Source organism: Nocardia sp. NPDC060255 (assembly GCF_042727395.1).
Taxonomy (GTDB): Bacteria; Actinomycetota; Actinomycetes; order Mycobacteriales; family Mycobacteriaceae; genus Nocardia.
In genome coordinates this window covers 631,341-648,700 of the sequence record NZ_JBHXAU010000001.1, presented here as the reverse complement: position 1 = coordinate 648,700, position 17,360 = coordinate 631,341, and the positions used below count along the sequence as shown (strand labels likewise).

Here is a 17,360-nt window from a genome sequence, read left to right as displayed (position 1 = left end):
CACAGGGCACAAAAAAGCACCGCCCCAGGTCAGGGGCGGTGCGGGGGTGTTAGTGAAACTCAGCGCGAGCGTTGCTTGATTCGGGCTGTTAGTTCTTGCACCTGGTCGTACACCCGGCGCCGCTCGGTCATCTCCTTGCGGATCTTTTTCTCCGCGTACATCACCGTGGTGTGGTCCCGGCCGAACGCCTGGCCGATCTTCGGCAGCGACAGATCGGTCAGCTCACGGCACAGATACATGGCGATCTGCCTGGCCTGCGCCAACGGCCGCGCCTTGCCCGGCCCGGTCAGCTCCTCGAGCGTGGTGTTGAAGTACTCGGCGGTGACGGCCATGATCGTCGCCGCGTTGATCTCCAGCGCCGCGGTATCGGGCATCAGGTCGCGCAGCACCACCTCGGCCAGCGGCAGATCCAGCGGCTGCCCGTTCAGCGACGCGAACGCGGTGACCCGGATCAGCGCGCCTTCCAGCTCGCGGATATTGCGTTCCACCCTGGTGGCGATCAGTTCCATCACGTCGTGCGGCACATCGAGGCGGTCCATCCGCGCCTTCTTGCGCAGGATCGCGATGCGCGTCTCCAACTCGGGCGGTTGCACATCGGTGATCAGGCCCCACTCGAACCTGGTCCGCAGCCGTTCCTCCAGCGTGGCCAGCTGTTTGGGCGGGCGATCGGAGGAGACGACGATCTGTTTGTTGGCGTTGTGCAGGGTGTTGAAGGTATGGAAGAACTCCTCCTGGATACCTTCCTTGCCCTCGATGAACTGGATGTCGTCCACCAGCAGGATGTCGGTCTCCCGGTAGCGGCGCTTGAACGCCACCTTCCGGTCGTCACGCAGGCTGTTGATGAAGTCGTTGGTGAACTCTTCGGTCGAGACGTACTTCACCCGCATGCCAGGGAACAGCCGCTGGGCGTAGTGGCCGGCCGCGTGTAGTAGGTGCGTCTTGCCCAAACCCGAAGCGCCCCAGACAAATAGGGGGTTGTAGGCGCGGGCCGGTGCTTCCGCGATGGCGACCGCGGCGGCATGGGCGAAGCGATTGGACGCGCCGATGACGAACGTCTCGAAGGTGTACTTCGCGTTCAGGCTGGCCGAGGAACTCGACGGTGCGGCGCTCTCCTGCGACTTGGTGAAGTAGGTCGGCCAGGAATTACGGGCGTTGACCACGGGTTCGTCGTCGCGATCGGTGCGCGGGTTCTCCGATTCCCGGACGGACCTGTCGGATTCCCGGACCGGCTCGTGCGCGGCCGCCAAGCCCTGGTCGTCGGATTCCGCGGCCTCGCGCACCGGCGCACGGACCGGACCGCGCATGGCTGCCGGGCGGGGTTCGGGGGTGAACAGGGACTCCTGGCCGGGCGGGATGGATTCGCGGCGTGGGGGCAGGCCCTGTTCGCGGCGTTGCGCGGGGGTGGGTTCGTGCCTCGGGGCGGACTGCATCTCGGCCGGGGCCGGGTATTCGTCGCGGCCCTGGTATTCGTCGCGGGCGTAGTCCTGGCGGTCGTACTCGCCCGCGGCGGCGTAATCCGGTGTGTATTCGTTGTCGGAGTAGTCGGATCCGCCGTTGTAGCTGGGGGCCGGGGCGTAGTCGTTGGACTGGGCGTAGCGCGGTTGCTGGTATTCGTCGCGGCCTTGGTACTCGCCGGGATAACCGCCCTGGCCGCGTCCGTTGTCGCGCGGGTCATTGTCTCGGGGGCCGTTGTCCCGGGGGCCATTGTCGCGAGGTCCGTTGTCCCGGGGGCCGTTGTCGCGAGGTCCGCCGTTCCTCGGGCGTTCCGGCATGCTCGTCATCCGGGCATGCCTGGGGTTGTTGCCGGTCCGCTCGTTGTTCGGGGCGGTCGGCGCGGCGATGCGCACGCCGAGTCCCTCTACCTGGGGGCCGAGGCGCCGGGCCAGTGACCGCAGGATCGGCTCGCGCAGATCGCGTTCGATGGCCTCCTGAGCCAACGAAGAAGGCACCGAGAGCAGGGCGAATCCCTGCGCCACCGTCAGCGGCTTGACCAGTTTCAGCCAGGCCTGCTGCGCTCTGGTCACCGGCGGAATGGCACCGTCCGGTGAGCCGGTGGTCAGCTCGGCAACTACCTCGGGCCACACCGTGGCCAACACGTTCTGCTCGTCGTCCATGCAGTTTCCTCCCCGGAAGTAGGTCGATAGGAGCAGACGGCCGGGGCACGCGGGGACAACATGTGGTGACGACCATGCTCGGGTCGGTACCGTGATCCTGCGTACGTCCGTAACCGGTTCGGACGCTGCCCGGATCCCCATTCCGGGCGGCGGCGTGGCACCGTCGGCCCTACGAATATGCCACTCCAGGGGTCTTTCCACACAATTATCCACAGATGTGGAGAACCCTGGGGAGTTGTGAAATGCGGCTGTGCGGCCCGCCGATAACGCTCTGACCTGCGACTGTGTAGCAACCCTCCGGCAACGCAGGTTGCTGATCCGCTCGGGCGTGGCTAGGGGTGTGGACGAACTCACGCTGATGTCCACAGGGTCTGACCGTGATATGCACAGCTTCGGGATGGGCCGAACGGGTTCGTGCTGGTCGGGCGTTCGGGGCAGGTCGGGTGGGGCGAGTTTGACCCGCTCCGAGGCGATCAGTACCCTCGTACAGTCACCCTTTGGTGCGGTGGCGGTCTTGTGCTGACCGCGTGTAGGTCGTGATCGACCGACTGTGCGCCAAGACCGACGCGCCGATGATGACCAGACCTGCGATTCATCGCGAATACCTGTTTCACCGAAAAAGCTTCGGGCACTAACTGGTGCCCACTGACTCGAGGAGTGTTGACCGTGGCCAAGGGCAAGCGGACGTTCCAGCCGAACAACCGTCGTCGGGCGCGCGTCCACGGCTTCCGTCTCCGGATGCGCACCCGTGCGGGTCGCGCCATCGTTTCGGCGCGTCGCCGCAAGGGCCGCGCCGAACTCACTGCCTGATCCTCCGCGGACGCTCGGGTGTTGCCTGAGCCGTATCGGTTGCATCATCGTGCCGACTTCTCCCGGACGGTGCGCCGCGGCCAGCGAATCGGGAGGCGCGACCTGGTCGTACACGTGCTCACACACGGGTATGACGGAGTTGTGGACGTGAATGGACGACATGGTGATCCAGCCGACGCGCTGGTCCGCGTAGGCGGGCCACGCTTCGGGCTGATCGTCAGCAAGGCGGTGGGCAACGCGGTGATCAGACACCGTGTGGCCCGCCGCCTGCGTCATATGTGCCTCCAGATAGTCCCCGAGTTGCCCGTCGACGCCGACATCGTGATTCGCGCGCTGCCCGGCGCCGCGGCCGCCTCCTCCGAGGAACTGCTGCGCCAGCTGCGCGGCGCGATACGCAAGCTCGGTGTCGGCGCGGCAGGTGTCGGATCGGCATGAGCGGCACCGCGAAGATCGGCCGGCTACCGGCGAATGCACTGATCTTTCTGATCGAGTTGTATCGGACCTACGTCTCCCCCACCCGCATGCCGGTGTGCCGTTTCACCCCGACCTGCAGCGAGTACGCGGTCACCGCATTGCGGACGCGCGGGCTGTTCATCGGCCTCGGATTGGCAGCCGTGCGTCTGGCCAAATGTGCGCCCTGGCACCCTGGTGGGTGGGACCCCGTTCCGGAGCGGAAGCGAAGCACCGTTCGCACCGCGCCCGGGACCGTGGCAGCCACCGATCCGGCGCCGCAGGAAGCCAACCTGCAGGCCGACCCGGTGTCGGAGCCGAACGCTTGGAAAGGATCACCGCGCGCGGTGATCGGCGATACGAACGACGGGAGTGCATAGAGCCGTGCTCGACTTCATTTATTATCCGGTGTCCTGGATCTTGTGGTTCTGGCATCGGGCGTTCTCGATGGTGCCCGGTCTCGGTAAAGACAGCGGCATCGCCTGGGCACTCGCCGTCGTGTTCCTGGTATTCACGCTGCGTGTGCTGCTCTACAAGCCGTTCGTGAAGCAGGTGCGCACCACCAAGCAGATGCAGGAACTGCAGCCCCAGATCAAGGAGCTGCAGAAGAAGTACAAGAACGATCGCCAGAAGATGGCGACCGAGATGCAGAAGCTGCAGAAGGATCACGGCTTCAACCCGCTGATGGGCTGCCTGCCGATCCTCGCCCAGGTGCCGGTGTTCCTCGGTCTGTTCCATGTGCTGCGCTCGTTCAACCGGACCGGTCACGGTTTCGGCCAGCTGGCGATGTCGATCGACCAGAACGCGAACACGCCGAACTACGTGTTCAATGCGGCCGACGTGCAGTCCTTCCTGAGCGCCCGTCTCTTCGGCGCGCCGATCTCGTCCTTCATCACCATCCCCGACACCGAGCTGCGCGCCTTCGCCATCGACGGCCTCGGGCTGCCGAACAAGGTCAGCATCGCCGTCGTCGCCATCCCGTTGATGATCATCGCCGGTCTAGCGACCCACTTCAACGCGCGCGCCTCGGTCGCCAGGCAGACGCCGGAGGCGGCCGCCAACCCGCAGGCCGCGATGATGAACAAGCTTGCGCTGTGGGTCTTCCCGCTCGGCGTGCTCGTCGGTGGTCCGTTCTTGCCGATCGCCATCCTCCTGTACTGGGTCTCCAATAACATTTGGACCTACGGGCAGCAGCATCTCGTCTTCGGTCGCATGGAGCGCGAAGCGGAAGAGAAGAAACAGGCCAAGCTGGAGCAGCGCGCGCAGAACGCGCCGAAACCCGGTGCCAAGCCGGTCAATACGCGGAAGAAGCCGATAGCCGATGCGGTCGAAGACGCGGTTGATGCGGTGGACACCGCCGTCGACGCGACGCCCTCGACCAACGGGACCGCCAAGAAGACCACCGGGCAGCGTCGGCCGGGTGGCCAGAAGCGACCGGGCGGCAACCGAGGCAGGGCGAACCAAAAGCGCCGCCGCTGATCGCATTTCGGTGGTCGGCCGGCCACCACGCTGAGCAACCCCTTGATCGCGCACCGTCCGGCGGCGAGCGCACGGCGAGCGCGATGAGCAGATGAAGGAAATCAAATGACAGTTGAGACCGACGGAGGGGACGCCACAGTGGCGACGACGATGGTGAACGCCGGAACGGACGCCGACGATGTCGTGAACGATGCCGAGGAAGCCCTGATCGAAGAGGGCGAGATCGCGGGCGACTACCTCGAGCAGCTGCTCGACGTGCTCGACTTCGACGGCGACATCGATCTCGACGTCGAGGGCGACCGTGCCATCGTCAGCATCGACGGTGGCCGGGATCTGTCAAAGCTGGTGGGGCGCAACGGCGAAACGCTCGACGCACTACAGGAGTTGACTCGGCTGGCGGTGCAGCAGGCCACCGGTGTGCGCAGCAGGCTGATGCTCGACGTGGCCGGCTGGCGCGCGAAGCGCCGGGAAGACCTCAGCGCGCTCGGTACCGCCGCCGCGCAACGGGTGCTGGAGTCGGGCGCCCCTGAGTCGCTGTCTCCCATGACGCCGTTCGAGCGCAAGATCGTGCACGACGCGGTGTCGGTCATCGACGGTGTCGCCAGCGAGAGCGAGGGCGTCGAGCCGAATCGGCATGTTGTGGTTGTTCCGTCCTGAGCGAAAGCCAGACACGTTAGGGCCCGGCGTATTTCGTCACCCTGACGGGTAATGGTTGGATAGGGCCTCTGGTCTTCGGATCGGGGGCCTTGTTCATGTCCGGCACCCGATTGTCCGCGCGTCGCCGATCCCCTGATCGACCTGAGTCCGGAAGGATGTTTCACGTGGAACGAGATCTCGGTGAAACCACCGCGTTGCCCGCCGAGCTGGTACCGCCGGCGTCGGCCGCGGTGGTGTTCGGCGACCGACTCGATCTCGCCCGCCGATACTGTGCGGCACTCGCCACCGCCGGTGTCGAGCGCGGACTGATCGGCCCGCGCGAGGTCCCCCGCCTCTGGGATCGCCACATCCTCAACTGCGCGGTGATCGGCGAACTGATCGCCGAAGGCGCGTCCGTCGTCGACATCGGCAGCGGCGCCGGACTCCCCGGCATCCCCCTCGCGATCGCCCGCCCAGACCTCCGCATCACCCTGGTCGAACCACTCCTGCGTCGCACCATCTTCCTGAGCGAATTCATCGAAGCGGCCGGACTCGACGTCACCGTCGTGCGCGGCCGGGCCGAACAATCCGGCGTCCTGAAGGAAGCAGGCGGCGCCGACGTAGTCACCTCCCGCGCGGTAGCCCCCCTCGGCAAGCTTGCCCAGTGGTCCCTTCCCCTGCTACGCGACCACGGCCAGATGCTCGCACTCAAAGGTGTGAGCGCCGCCGAGGAACTCGCCCGCGACGGCGAGGCACTGGAGCGTGCGGGCGCCGGTAACGCGACGGTCGTCGAATGCGGTGCCGGAATCGTCTCCACCCCCACGTTGATCATCAGCGCCGAGCGCCTCCCCCGCGCCGAGCGAGCGCCACGACGGCGGAGTGAGCATGCGACCGCACGCCGGGAGGCGAAGGCGGCGAAGCGTGCTGGTGCGGAGGCGCCGGATCGGGCTCGGAAGTCGAAGTAGGGCGGCGCAATTGCTCGCGAGCACAGTGCACCGCGGGCGGCTCAGCTTGAATCCGACGGATCTCACTGCGGCCATGGGCAGTGGGAGTTCGCGACTGACTCTCCCGTGGCATCGCTGACTGCGCTCGTTCGGGGTGAAGCGCGGGATCCGATCTGTCGCCATGGCGGGCGGTCTTCTCGAGGTGGACCCGCGATAGGTGTGGAGGCTGAGCGCTCCACGACGCGGCTGCCCCGGCAGCGCCGGTGGCTTCGCGGTGGAGTGCCACCGCAGGCGATCGAACCATCCGGCGGTTTCGGAATGACCGTCCTCGTCGACCTACGTCTGATGCTCGCGACACCGGTTCGCCCACGCGTGTCGGTGCCGGGTCGGGCTCGTGGACTTGGACGGGACTGAGGTGCCTCGGGAATCTCTCCGACTCGACCCCACTGAGCGGATTGGGCAGCGAGATGTGTCAGTGCGGAGTGACCAGCCCGAACCAAACTTCTTTGGCGGCGGTCGAGGCGGGTCGCATCGGAACGCCGAATCGAGCAGCGCGAGCGCGGGTGGATTGGAAGCCTGTGATGCACCGATCGGTCGGTGACGATCGCCTGCCCGGCGGATCAAGGCGCCCTGGTGGTCTCATGTGAACCGCGGACCGTAGATGCCGTTCGAGAGGGTGGTCCCGGTACCCTCTGGCGCAAGAGTCACGTGACGGAACGAGTTGGTTGTGGGCCTGCCTGCGGTGGTGAGCAGTCTAGGAAACAGGTGGGAAGCTCTACTGCCGATGATGTTCCGGAGAGTGGCTCTGCACGGCGATTGCGAGATCTGTCGGCACGATTGAGGTGCACGAGCCATTGCCAGGAACGGCATCAGGCCGTTAGCTTTCCGTCGCCGGGTCGCCGGGTCGCCGGGTCGCCGGGTCGCCGGGTCGCCGGGTCGCCGGGTCGCCGGGTCGCCGGGTCGCCGGGTCGCCGGGTCGCCGGGTCGCGTCGGCAGGCAGGCGGATCGATCTGCCTTGGATGTTTCACGGGAAACGTAGGTCGCTTCGGGTCGTCTGGTAGGAAACCTGAATTGGGATTGTGCCGGGTTTACGCGCGGCGCACCCCGCTCGATCAAGAGCCGAATCTCCCTGTCGGAAGGACGGATGGGGCGACTTTGGTGGAGTGTCGTGTCGGACGGTTTCACATGAAACATTGGGGCGGCGAGCGCCTGCCGCGCTCGCGGGGGCGGGGCCACACGGGATGCGATGCGCGGTGGAGGTCTAAGGATCGGCATGCGCAGAACCGTTTGCGGAAGCCGAGTCCGATGCGGGAACTCAGCGAACGGTGTCAGGGCGGATGCCGGTCGAGTTGCCTTTGACGGTCCACCCCGGCCGACCAGACTGCGCACACAAAGGACTTGCGAGGCGTCCGTTGACTAGGAGGCACTTCCCTCGACCAATTCCTTTTGGGCGTCTCCCAAGCCCGTGAGTTGGTCGAGAGCGGCTGCATCGGGATGTGCCAGTGGACGCTCGGCCCGCGCGATTCGCTGGGGACAAGAATCTCCCTGCCGCCAACCTTAGATGGGTGACTTCCCTGGGGTTCGTGTCGGATGGTTTCACATGAAACATCGGGAGCGGTGATGCTTGACGAGTGGGGCACGACGCACGGCGGGCCAAAGGTCGGCACGTACAAACCGGTTGAGGAAGACGAGCCCGCTGCTCGACCTCAGCGCGTTGCATCAGTCCGCATGCCAGTTCCGCCGTCCTCGTCAGGCCCGCGCGCCGGGTCGGATCGCACAGATCTAGAACTGGCGAGGAGCCCGTCGATCGGGACGCACTCCCCTGCAGTTCCGCTTGACGTTCACCAAGCCCGCGAGCAATCGCGAAGCCGCGTAAATTGCGGGCGACGCTCGGCCGGGGCTGACTGAGCCGGCCGAACCCATCCGTGACGATCCGCGGCGTGTGCCGGATCGGCTGCGCGTTCCCTGGGAGGTTCGACCAGTCGATTCGACTCTCCGGCAGTTCCCGAGTGGCTGCGTCACTTGTGGGCCTTGCGTGTTCGGGCTGCCTGAGTCGGCCGAACCCGATCCGTGACGATCCGCGGTATGTGCCGGATCGGCTGCGCGTCCCCCCGTGAGGTTCCGCCAATCGACACGACTCCCCCGCAGTCCCCGAGTGGCTGCGTCACTTGCGGGCCTTGCGCGGTCGGGGGCCGACAGCGGCGGCCGAACCGATCTGGGCTGCGTGCTGCCGTGTGGCGTGCGCGGCTCCGGCCGCGCGATCGTAAGTCTCTATAGACCGGCCGCGCGCTCGCCCGGTTCGTTCCCACGCAGTCCTCATCTAGTCCGCGAACGGTAGCGAGGCGGCATCGATTGCAGGCACCGCGCGGGTCCGCCGGGCCAACTGAAGATGTTGAGTCGATCCGAACTTTGCGGGGACCTGAGGCATATGTGGGGTCCAGAGGTGCACTCGCGAGTCTCGGTCGACCCGGCCACGCGCTTCCCCCTCGGTTCGTTCCCACGCGGTCCGCACTAGACCTACGGACGGCCAACAGAGTTGCGGTCGCTTGCTGGCAACACCGGCCGGGCGGACCCAATCCTGACTCTGGGCTGTCCTGTGCTTTGCGCCGGGCCGGTTGCGCTCCCGCATGCGGCTCCGTCGATCGGCACGTTCCGGCGCAACCGATCCTCGTGCGCGCTGACGTAGAGAGTGCGCGAGGATCGGTTGTGTGGCGGTCCGTACGCGCAGACCGGATCTAGTGCGCTCGGTGGACTCGCAAGTCTCTGCCGATTGAGATTCACACTCGCTCAGCCTTTCCTTGCGCTTTCCAACGCGCAACGGTTCGGTCGCGCCCGCTCGGTTTCACGGGGAACCAAATCTGTGCGTCGCGGGGACTAGTGAATAACTCCTAGGAGCCCTTCGGCCGTCTCGATCACGGGGACGTGTTGGTTATGGCCAGACCGTGAGGCCGGGTTGGAGGCAGTGATCCGAGCTCGATCGCGCGATGCCCCAGAGGTACGTCGGTCCCTGGCGATCCACCCGTGTCGGTCCGCTCGTGCGCCCTGTGGGGATTCACGATGTTGGTCCGTTGCCCGGCAGGGCTCCCTACGCAGTTTCCCCGAAGCCATCGGACCGTCCAGGCGTCGGTTGCAGCGCGCATGGCGCGACCTCCTGAGGCGGCGACTTGGCGTACGAGTCAGCGCGGGGTCGGCATTGGACGCATCTGGGTGCAACGATTCGCACGCGTGGGTCGACTCGTGCCTCCGCAGGATTAGCGCTGGCGCTCCCCCGATTGGCGCTTACCAGACCACGCGCCCCTGAGGCAGGGACAGCCGAGCCCGACTTGTCGCGATCTTGTCCCGAGGAGTAGGCAGGTCGGGTTCTGTTGCGGGTTCGCACCTATCGGCCGGGCATCGCCCCTGCGGAACTTGCACGGCCCCTTCGCTGATCGGCAGACACTCGTCCGATCGCGTCGCGGCAGAGCTATCAAGCTCGCCGATGGTGAGCGGAGCGCGTGGGTTCGGGTCGCCCTGTCAAGGTCCGCAGGCGCGAATCCGCTTGGGATGACCCGTAACCCTGTTGGCGGGCGCGGTGTTTCATGTGAAACATCGGGGATCGGGGGTGGAAATGGGACAGTTTCGCGTGTCGTGTGTGCATTGCCGCGATTCAGCTTTCTTATCGCGCTCGGTGCTGGCAAGCTAGTGGGCGTCGGGCGTGAGCGTAGGTGCCACGGAGGAATTGGTGTCGCGACGAGTGCTCCGCTCGGTCGATCGGGCGCCGCGAACCCGGTTGCGCATCATGTTCGTACCGACACCAGCTGTTTGATGACACGGCGCCGACGCTCGTCGGAAGCACGTGATCTGAAGTTCTCGGGTTAGGAGCTGTCTATGTCGAGCGGTCCGGCGAATGTTTCACGGGAAACTACGTCGCGCGTGCCGGGAATGCTGGACTCCAGCAATTTCGACACGGAGACATTCGGAAGCACACCGTTCGGGAACATCTCCCCCAGCGAGACCCCGATCGCGGCCGAAGCACAACGCGCCAGCCAGATTCTCCATCCAGGAAAGGTGACAGTGCAGAAACCGCACGAGCAGCGCATCATCACCATCGCCAATCAGAAGGGCGGCGTCGGCAAGACGACCACCGCGGTGAATCTCGCGGCCGCTCTGGCGCATCAGGGGATGACGGTCCTCGTGATCGATCTGGACCCGCAGGGCAATGCCAGCACCGCCCTGGGCATCGAGCACCACTCGGGTGTTCCGTCCAGCTACGAACTACTCATCGGTGAGGTGTCGGTCAAGGACGCGATCCAGCAGAGCCCGCACAACGAGCGGCTGCTGTGCATCCCGGCGACGATCGATCTGGCCGGCGCGGAGATCGAACTGGTGTCCATGGTGGCCAGGGAGGGTCGGCTCAAGGCCGCCATCCAGGAGGCCAATATCGCCGGTTACGACATCGACTACGTGATGATCGACTGCCCGCCGTCGCTCGGCCTGCTGACCGTCAACGCGATGGTCGCGGCCAAGGAGGTGCTGATCCCGATCCAGTGTGAGTACTACGCGCTGGAGGGTGTCGGGCAGCTGCTCCGCAATATCGGTCTGGTGCAGGCGCACCTGAATCCGGACCTGCATGTGTCGACGGTGATCCTCACGATGTACGACGGCCGGACCAAGCTGGCCGACCAGGTCGCCGAGGAGGTCCGCGGGCACTTCGGTGACGTGGTGCTGCGGTCGGTGATTCCGCGCAGTGTGAAGGTGTCCGAGGCACCGGGCTACGGCATGACGGTGCTCGATTACGATCCAGGTTCCCGAGGCGCGATGAGCTACCTCGATGCCGGGCGCGAAATGGCGGCCAAGGCGACGGCGCTGGCGCATGCCGCGGCCGCCGCTGAAGCCGCGGAGTGAGCTGGCTGAATGAGCGCCGGGTCGGCAAGACCCGGTTTGGTGGCGGAACGAGGAAGGGGTCTGTAGACCGATGAGTCAGGCGAAGAAGGGTGGGCTAGGGCGCGGTCTTGCCGCGCTGATCCCGACGGGACCGGCGACTGCGCCGGGGCTCAGCAGTCAAGCGGCCAGCGTCATCGGTCTGGATCCGATCGGGCCGCAGCCCGCGTCGGCCTACCTGCATCGGGTCCCCGACCCGACCGACGACGACCTCGCCGCCGGCGGCGCGGTCTACCGCGAGATTCCGCCGGAGCAGATCGAGCCGAACCCGAAGCAGCCGCGTCAGGTGTTCGAGGCCGAGGCACTGGACGAGCTTGTGCACTCGATCAAGGAATTCGGTCTGATGCAGCCGATCGTGGTGCGTCGGGTCGAGCCGGGTGTCGACAAGTATCAGCTCGTGATGGGCGAACGCCGGTGGCGCGCTTCGCAGGTGGCGGGTCTGGCCGCGATCCCCGCGATCGTCCGGGAGACCGCCGACGAGTCGATGCTGCGCGATGCCCTGCTGGAGAACATCCACCGGGTGCAGCTCAACCCGTTGGAAGAGGCGGCGGCCTATCAGCAGCTGCTGGAAGAGTTCGGCGTCACCCATGAGGTGCTCGCCGATCGCATCGGTCGTTCGCGGTCCGCCGTCACCAACATGATCCGGTTGCTGAAGCTGCCGATCTCGGTGCAGCGTCGCGTGGCGGCGGGTGTGCTTTCGGCCGGGCACGCGCGAGCGTTGCTCGGGCTGACCGCCGGGGTGGACGCGCAAGAGGAACTAGCCAAGCGCGTTGTGGCGGAGGGCCTATCCGTCCGCAGCACCGAGGAAGCCGTCATCCTGGCAAACCAGGAAACGACCCCGGAGCCGGTCGCGGATCCGACCGCGCCGCCGGAGCCGAAGCACAAGCCGTTGATCGCGGCGGGCATGCAGCGATTCGCGGAGCGGCTGGCTGATTCGTTCGATACGCGGGTCATGGTGAGCATGGGCAAGCGCAAGGGCAAGATCGTCGTCGAGTTCGGCTCCCTCGAGGATCTCGAGCGCATTGCCAGCCTGATGGGCCAGAACCCTCAGCTTGTGACGGAAGTGACAGAAAAAGACTTGTGAATGCGACAGGTACGCCCCTGGGAGCCGAAACGTCACTGTGACGGCGCGTGATTTCCGCGAGTCGGCGGAGCGCACGATCTCCCGGACGGACCAACACAAGTTCTTAACCAACAGCACAGCGACGTGGAATGAGGCGGGTTCTGTTGATCGCTTATTCTTGCTGGCAAGAACATAGTGATGCGGTGTGAGAGTGCGAACCGTGCGTCAGTGTGCCTCGCGCAGGCTCGGGCCGAGCGCGAGCGAGGCGCGGACATGAGCGTGGACGAATCGGACAGCTGGAGGCTGAGCAGAGCAGTGTCGACCAGCGTCACAGCACTTACCCTCGGCGAGCTGGACAAGCTCCCCGCGCACTCCCGGCGCTGCGTGTTCTGGGAGATGGATCCGGCTGTCGCCGAGGACTCCCGCGGCTTCAGCGACCCGGTCTTCGAAAAGGAGGCCTGGCTCTCCACGGTGCTGCTGGAGTGGGGCTCCTGTGGACAGGTGGCCAACGTCGACGGCAACGTCGCGGGGTGTGCCCTGTATTCGCCGCCGAGCGCGGTGCCGCGCGCCACCCTCTTCCCCACCTCACCGGTGAGCCCGGACGCGGTCCTGCTGACCACGCTGCAGGCCGAATTCCCGTACCAGGACAACGAGGTTGCCCACCAGCTCATGCAGGCTGTGGTGGCCGATCTGGTGCGTCGCGGCGTGCGCGCGCTGGAGGCGTTCGGCATCCGGTCCGATCCGCCGTCGCAGGCACTGTCGGAACGCTTCGGTTCGATGACGTTGATGGAGCGGATCATCTCGCCGATCAAGGGTTCCGGCGCGAACGCACCGGGTTCGATGACCGAGTGCTCCCCGGAGACCTGCATGATCGAGGCCGACTTCCTGGAGGAGGTCGGTTTCAAGGTGATCGCGCCGCACCACCGGTTCCCGCGGCTGCGCCTGGAACTCGACTCCGATCACGGGTGGAAGGAAGACGTGGAGCGCGCGCTCGACCAGCTGCTCGCCGCCGCGGCGATGACTCCCCCGGCCCGCGTCGGAGTGCGCTGAGAATCTCTATAAAGAAACACCCCCTGCCGATCGGATCGGCAGGGGGTGATTTGTTCTCGGAGCTACATGCGGTCGGCGGCGGCAAGCTCCTCCGCCAGCAGTTCCGCGAAAGTGTATGTGCCCGTGGGCTGGTCATCCTGCCCGAGCAGGTACAGCCGCTTGACCGAGATCAGGATGGCCTCGGCGATCACGTCGCGCATCCGGGGATTGGTGAGCACGGCGGCGTCGTAATCGTTTGTCAGATAACCGATATCGATCTGGACGGTCGGCATCTTGGTGAGCCGCAACAGATCCCAGGTCCTGGCGTGCGTCCGGCAGTCCTGCAGCGAGGTGCGTGCGACGACCTCACGCTGGATGAAGCCGGCCAGCACCTGACCGATCATCGACGCCGAGCCGTGCGAGTTGCCGAAGTAGAAGCCTGCGACGCCGTTGGCGAGCGGACTCGGATTGGTCGCGCAGCGCAGCGAGATCATCAGGTCGGCGTCGAAGGTGTTCGAGGTGTCGGCGCGCTCGGCGTCGGTCCGGTTGCGACCCCACGGCCGCGACAGGAAGGTCTCCATGCCGGTGGCCGCCATCCGGCCTTCGAGCCGACTTGCCAAGTCCCACAGGATTTCCGACTCGTACACCTCGCCGAATTCGGTCGGCACCGGGTGTCCCTTGTCGGGTCCGCCCAGGCCAGGATCGATGACGATGCGCTTGCCGGTGAGCTGCGGCCCGGCCCGGTGCACCACTTCTTCCTCGGCGATCCGATGCGGATTGCCGCCGGTGACGCGGGCGCCGAGCAGGTCGAGCGAGCGGAGCGTGTCCGGTCCACAGATACCGTCGGCGGCCAGCCCGATCTCACGCTGGAAGGAAGAGAGTCCTTCGTGCGTGTGCGGGCCGAAGTAACCGTCGACCCGATGCACGTAGAAGCCGAGGTCTTGCAGCTTGCGCTGCAGCGTCGCGACGTCGTCGCCGTACAGCGGTGCGGAGAGCTGATAGATCAGCGTGCGCGCACCGAGGCGATAGGACGCCTCTTTCAGCGCTCGGTAGGTGGCCGGGCCGACCACACCGTCGACGAGCAACCCGCGATGTTGCTGGAACGCGCGGACCGCCGAGTCGAGCCGGTGGTCGAAGGAGGCCTCGGTGTCTTTCCAGTACTCGCGGGCGTCGGCGTGCTCGGTATCGACGTGTGCGTGTAAGAACCCGAGACTTGCCAGGGTGCTCCGAACCTCTGCTACGGCTGGACCGCTATCGCCGTGACGAAGTCGGTGCATGCGTGAGAGCCCTTTCCTTCCGTCAATCCGGGTACCCACTCATGCGATGGGATACACCCTGCGCACGACCGGTGTCGGTCGATTGTCTCAGACCCGGACGGGAATTCGGCATTCCCGGGTCCAGGCATCCTACGGCGCGTCGATGGTTCTCGACGGCCTTTGGCGCCTACGGCATCTGCGCGACAGGTGTCAGATTTCGCCGTCGAGTTCGCGCAAAAGGGCGGCTTTGCCCTTCGCACCGACGATCTGTTTCACCGGCTTACCGCCGCGGAACAGCATCATAGTGGGCAGCGACAGGATCTTGTAATCGCGGGCGGTGCCGGGATTGGCGTCGACGTCCACCTTCGCGACGGTCAGCTTGTCCGCGTGGGTGCCCGCGATCTCCTCCAGCACCGGGGCGACCATCTTGCACGGGCCGCACCAGGTGGCCCAGAAATCGACGAGGACGGGCTTCTCGCTGAGCAGTACGGCGTCGGCGAAGGTCGCGTCGGTGACGGTGATCGTGTTCTTGGTGGCGCTGTCGGACATGGGATTCTCCTTGCTGAATGACGGAGCTCACGGATCAGTGCGGGCCCCAGGCCGTCGCCCGCAGCGCGGGCGACGGGGACGAGCGAGGTCAGTTGGCGGGCACGGCGACCGTGTGGCCCGCGTGATCCAGGGTGTTGGAACTGATATCGCCCTGTTCGGCGAGCCAGCGCTCGGCGTCGATGGCCGCGCGGCAGCCGGTACCGGCCGCCGTGATCGCCTGGCGGTAGGTGTGGTCGACCAGGTCGCCTGCGGCGAACACGCCCGCCACCTTGGTTGCGGTGGACGGGTGCACCACCTGCACGTAACCCTCGTCGTCCAGCTCGACCTGGTCGCGGACCAGCTCGCTGCGCGGATCGTGGCCGATCGCGACGAACAGACCGGTCGCGGCCAGCTCGGAGGTCTCCCCCGTGCGGGTGTCGCGCAGCACCAGGCTCGTCACGCTGCTGTCGCCCTTGACCTCGGCGACCTCGGCGTTGAGCCGGAACTTGATCTTCTCGTTGGCCTTGGCCCGCTCCAGCATGATGCGCGAGGCACGGAACTCCTCGCGCCGGTGCACGATGGTGACGCTGGCGGCGAACTTGGTGAGGAAGGTGGCCTCCTCCATCGCGGAGTCGCCGCCGCCGACCACGACGATGTCCTGGTTCTTGAAGAAGAAGCCGTCGCAGGTGGCACAGGCGCTCACGCCGCGGCCGAGCAGTTCCTGCTCACCGGGCACGTTGAGGTAGCGGGCGGCCGAGCCCATGGCCAGGATCACCGCGTACGCCTGGTAGGTCTCGTCACCGACGGTGACCGTCTTGATCGGCCCGCTGAGGTCGAGGGCGTCCACGTCCTCGGTGCGGATGTCGGCACCGAAGCGCTTGGCCTGCTCCCGCATCTCCTCCATCAGGTCCGGGCCCATGATGCCCTCGCGGAAGCCGGGGAAGTTCTCCACCTCGGTGGTGGTCATCAGGGCGCCGCCGAACTGGGTGCCTTCGAACACCAGCGGCTGCAGCTCGGCCCTGGCCGCGTACACGGCAGCCGTGTAGCCGGCAGGTCCGGAGCCGACGATGATCAGGTCGCGAACTGGCGCACTCATGAGGCCCTTCCGGGGGAGAAATCAATGGACGTCTCGGTCAACAACAGGGTAATGGCTATTGTTCCTGGGCCGACCCGGTCCCACGTGAGGTTCGGCTCAGTGCGGTGACGGAGGCGTTCAGGCGGCAGCGAGCGCGATTGTCGCGTGGGTCACTCAGCCGATGTCCTGCACGGTGAGGCGTTGCGGATCGTCTGTGGTGCAACCGGTTCCGACGATGAGCGCGGTGATCTTCGGGGTGCGCGGGCCGGTGAGCAGGATCAGCACCGCGTCCTGGTTCTGATAGCGGAAGTTGTTCGAGCCGAGGATGGTGCGGTCGAGTCCGTTGGCGTGCACGCAGCGTTCCCTGGCGGCCGGGCTCCCGAGCAGGCCGGTGGCGTCGTTGCGGCCGAGTGCGCTGAGCAACGCGGGTGCGTTGAGATCGTCGCCGAGCGGGACGCTGTTCGAGGTGGGCTGGGCCGACGGGGTGCCGTCGTTGCCACGCACCACGGTGAGCGCGATCGAGGCGCAGGCGACGACCGCCACCGCGGCGGCTGCGGCGGTGAACCAGCGCAGCCGGCTGCGGCGGCGCTCATCCAGCGAGATCGGCACGGCGGGCGGCGTGGAAACCACGGTGACTTCGGTGTTTTCGGACTCGGCCGAGCGCGGCAGCTGGTAGATGGTGGCGCCCGCCTCGGTGGGCTCCTCGTCCAGGTCGAAACCGTCGACGAACTGTTCGAGCCGGGCGGCGATGTCGTCCGGCATCGCGTGGATGATCCGGTCGCTCCGGCCGAGCGCGCGCAGTTCGGTGGTCACGTCGTCCAGGGCGTGCACGAAGCGCAGCGCGTCGCCGTCTTGGCGGACCGCGGGCCACAGTTGTTCCCGCAGCTCGGGCGTCACATTGTCCGCGTGCAGGTCGGCGAGCAACTCGGCCGAGAACGGAGGTTGTGGCATCGACCGGGTTGCCATCGCACCTCCAGTGTTCTCATCTGACATCGCGGGGATCGCCTCGGGGACGGGGACTATAGGGACATCGTCTACGGGTCCGTCACTATTAAT

14 protein-coding genes are annotated in these 17,360 nt (G+C 66.3%); 9 read left to right on the top strand and 5 right to left on the bottom strand.

Features of this window, described 5'->3' with window-relative positions; translation table 11 throughout:
- Positions 1-59: 59 nt before the first annotated feature.
- Positions 60-2,114: a chromosomal replication initiator protein DnaA gene (gene dnaA, locus ACFWF1_RS03065; protein WP_379322152.1), complete on the bottom strand. Its 2,055-nt coding sequence runs from the start codon at positions 2,112-2,114 to the stop codon at positions 60-62.
- A gap of 666 nt (positions 2,115-2,780) precedes the next feature.
- Here dnaA and rpmH point away from each other — a divergent pair.
- The 9 genes from rpmH to ACFWF1_RS03020 all read left to right on the top strand — a co-directional run bounded on the left by rpmH (position 2,781) and on the right by ACFWF1_RS03020 (position 13,466).
- Entirely contained in the window at positions 2,781-2,924 is a 144-nt protein-coding gene (gene rpmH / locus ACFWF1_RS03060) for a 50S ribosomal protein L34 (RefSeq protein ID WP_005516618.1), read from the top strand.
- 18 nt (positions 2,925-2,942) lie between these two features.
- On the top strand, positions 2,943-3,359 hold the full coding sequence (gene rnpA, locus ACFWF1_RS03055; RefSeq protein ID WP_379283164.1) for a ribonuclease P protein component: 417 nt from the start codon (positions 2,943-2,945) through the stop codon (positions 3,357-3,359).
- Positions 3,356-3,754, top strand: a complete 399-nt coding sequence (yidD, locus tag ACFWF1_RS03050) for a membrane protein insertion efficiency factor YidD (RefSeq protein WP_379283165.1) — start codon at positions 3,356-3,358, stop codon at positions 3,752-3,754. The genes rnpA and yidD overlap by 4 nt, the downstream gene beginning before the upstream one ends.
- 4 nt (positions 3,755-3,758) lie before the next feature.
- Positions 3,759-4,853 carry a membrane protein insertase YidC gene (yidC, locus tag ACFWF1_RS03045; protein WP_379283166.1) on the top strand — a complete coding sequence of 365 codons (1,095 nt, stop codon included), beginning with the start codon at positions 3,759-3,761 and terminating at the stop codon, positions 4,851-4,853.
- Between the two features lie 105 nt (positions 4,854-4,958).
- Positions 4,959-5,510 carry a protein jag gene (locus tag ACFWF1_RS03040; protein ID WP_379283167.1) on the top strand — a complete coding sequence of 184 codons (552 nt, stop codon included), beginning with the start codon at positions 4,959-4,961 and terminating at the stop codon, positions 5,508-5,510.
- A gap of 155 nt (positions 5,511-5,665) precedes the next feature.
- Positions 5,666-6,454, top strand: coding sequence for a 16S rRNA (guanine(527)-N(7))-methyltransferase RsmG (gene rsmG / locus ACFWF1_RS03035; protein WP_379283168.1), 789 nt, complete (start codon positions 5,666-5,668; stop codon positions 6,452-6,454).
- Positions 6,455-10,354: 3,900 nt separating this feature from the next.
- Positions 10,355-11,317, top strand: a complete 963-nt coding sequence (locus ACFWF1_RS03030; RefSeq protein ID WP_379283413.1) for a ParA family protein — start codon at positions 10,355-10,357, stop codon at positions 11,315-11,317.
- Positions 11,318-11,387: 70 nt separating this feature from the next.
- Positions 11,388-12,437, top strand: coding sequence for a ParB/RepB/Spo0J family partition protein (locus tag ACFWF1_RS03025; protein ID WP_379283169.1), 1,050 nt, complete (start codon positions 11,388-11,390; stop codon positions 12,435-12,437).
- Positions 12,438-12,731: 294 nt separating this feature from the next.
- A complete protein-coding gene (locus tag ACFWF1_RS03020) occupies positions 12,732-13,466 on the top strand; it encodes a GNAT family N-acetyltransferase (RefSeq protein ID WP_379283414.1) in 735 nt (244 codons plus the stop codon).
- Positions 13,467-13,528: 62 nt separating this feature from the next.
- Here ACFWF1_RS03020 and ACFWF1_RS03015 read toward each other — a convergent pair whose 3' ends face one another.
- The 4 genes from ACFWF1_RS03015 to ACFWF1_RS03000 form a co-directional block, all read right to left on the bottom strand.
- A complete protein-coding gene (locus ACFWF1_RS03015) occupies positions 13,529-14,722 on the bottom strand; it encodes an N-acetylmuramoyl-L-alanine amidase (protein ID WP_379283170.1) in 1,194 nt (397 codons plus the stop codon).
- Between the two features lie 189 nt (positions 14,723-14,911).
- Positions 14,912-15,250, bottom strand: coding sequence for a thioredoxin (gene trxA, locus ACFWF1_RS03010; protein WP_150400455.1), 339 nt, complete (start codon positions 15,248-15,250; stop codon positions 14,912-14,914).
- A gap of 88 nt (positions 15,251-15,338) precedes the next feature.
- Positions 15,339-16,325, bottom strand: a complete 987-nt coding sequence (gene trxB / locus ACFWF1_RS03005) for a thioredoxin-disulfide reductase (RefSeq protein WP_379283171.1) — start codon at positions 16,323-16,325, stop codon at positions 15,339-15,341.
- Between the two features lie 153 nt (positions 16,326-16,478).
- On the bottom strand, positions 16,479-17,270 hold the full coding sequence (locus tag ACFWF1_RS03000) for a hypothetical protein (protein ID WP_379283172.1): 792 nt from the start codon (positions 17,268-17,270) through the stop codon (positions 16,479-16,481).
- Positions 17,271-17,360: the final 90 nt, after the last annotated feature.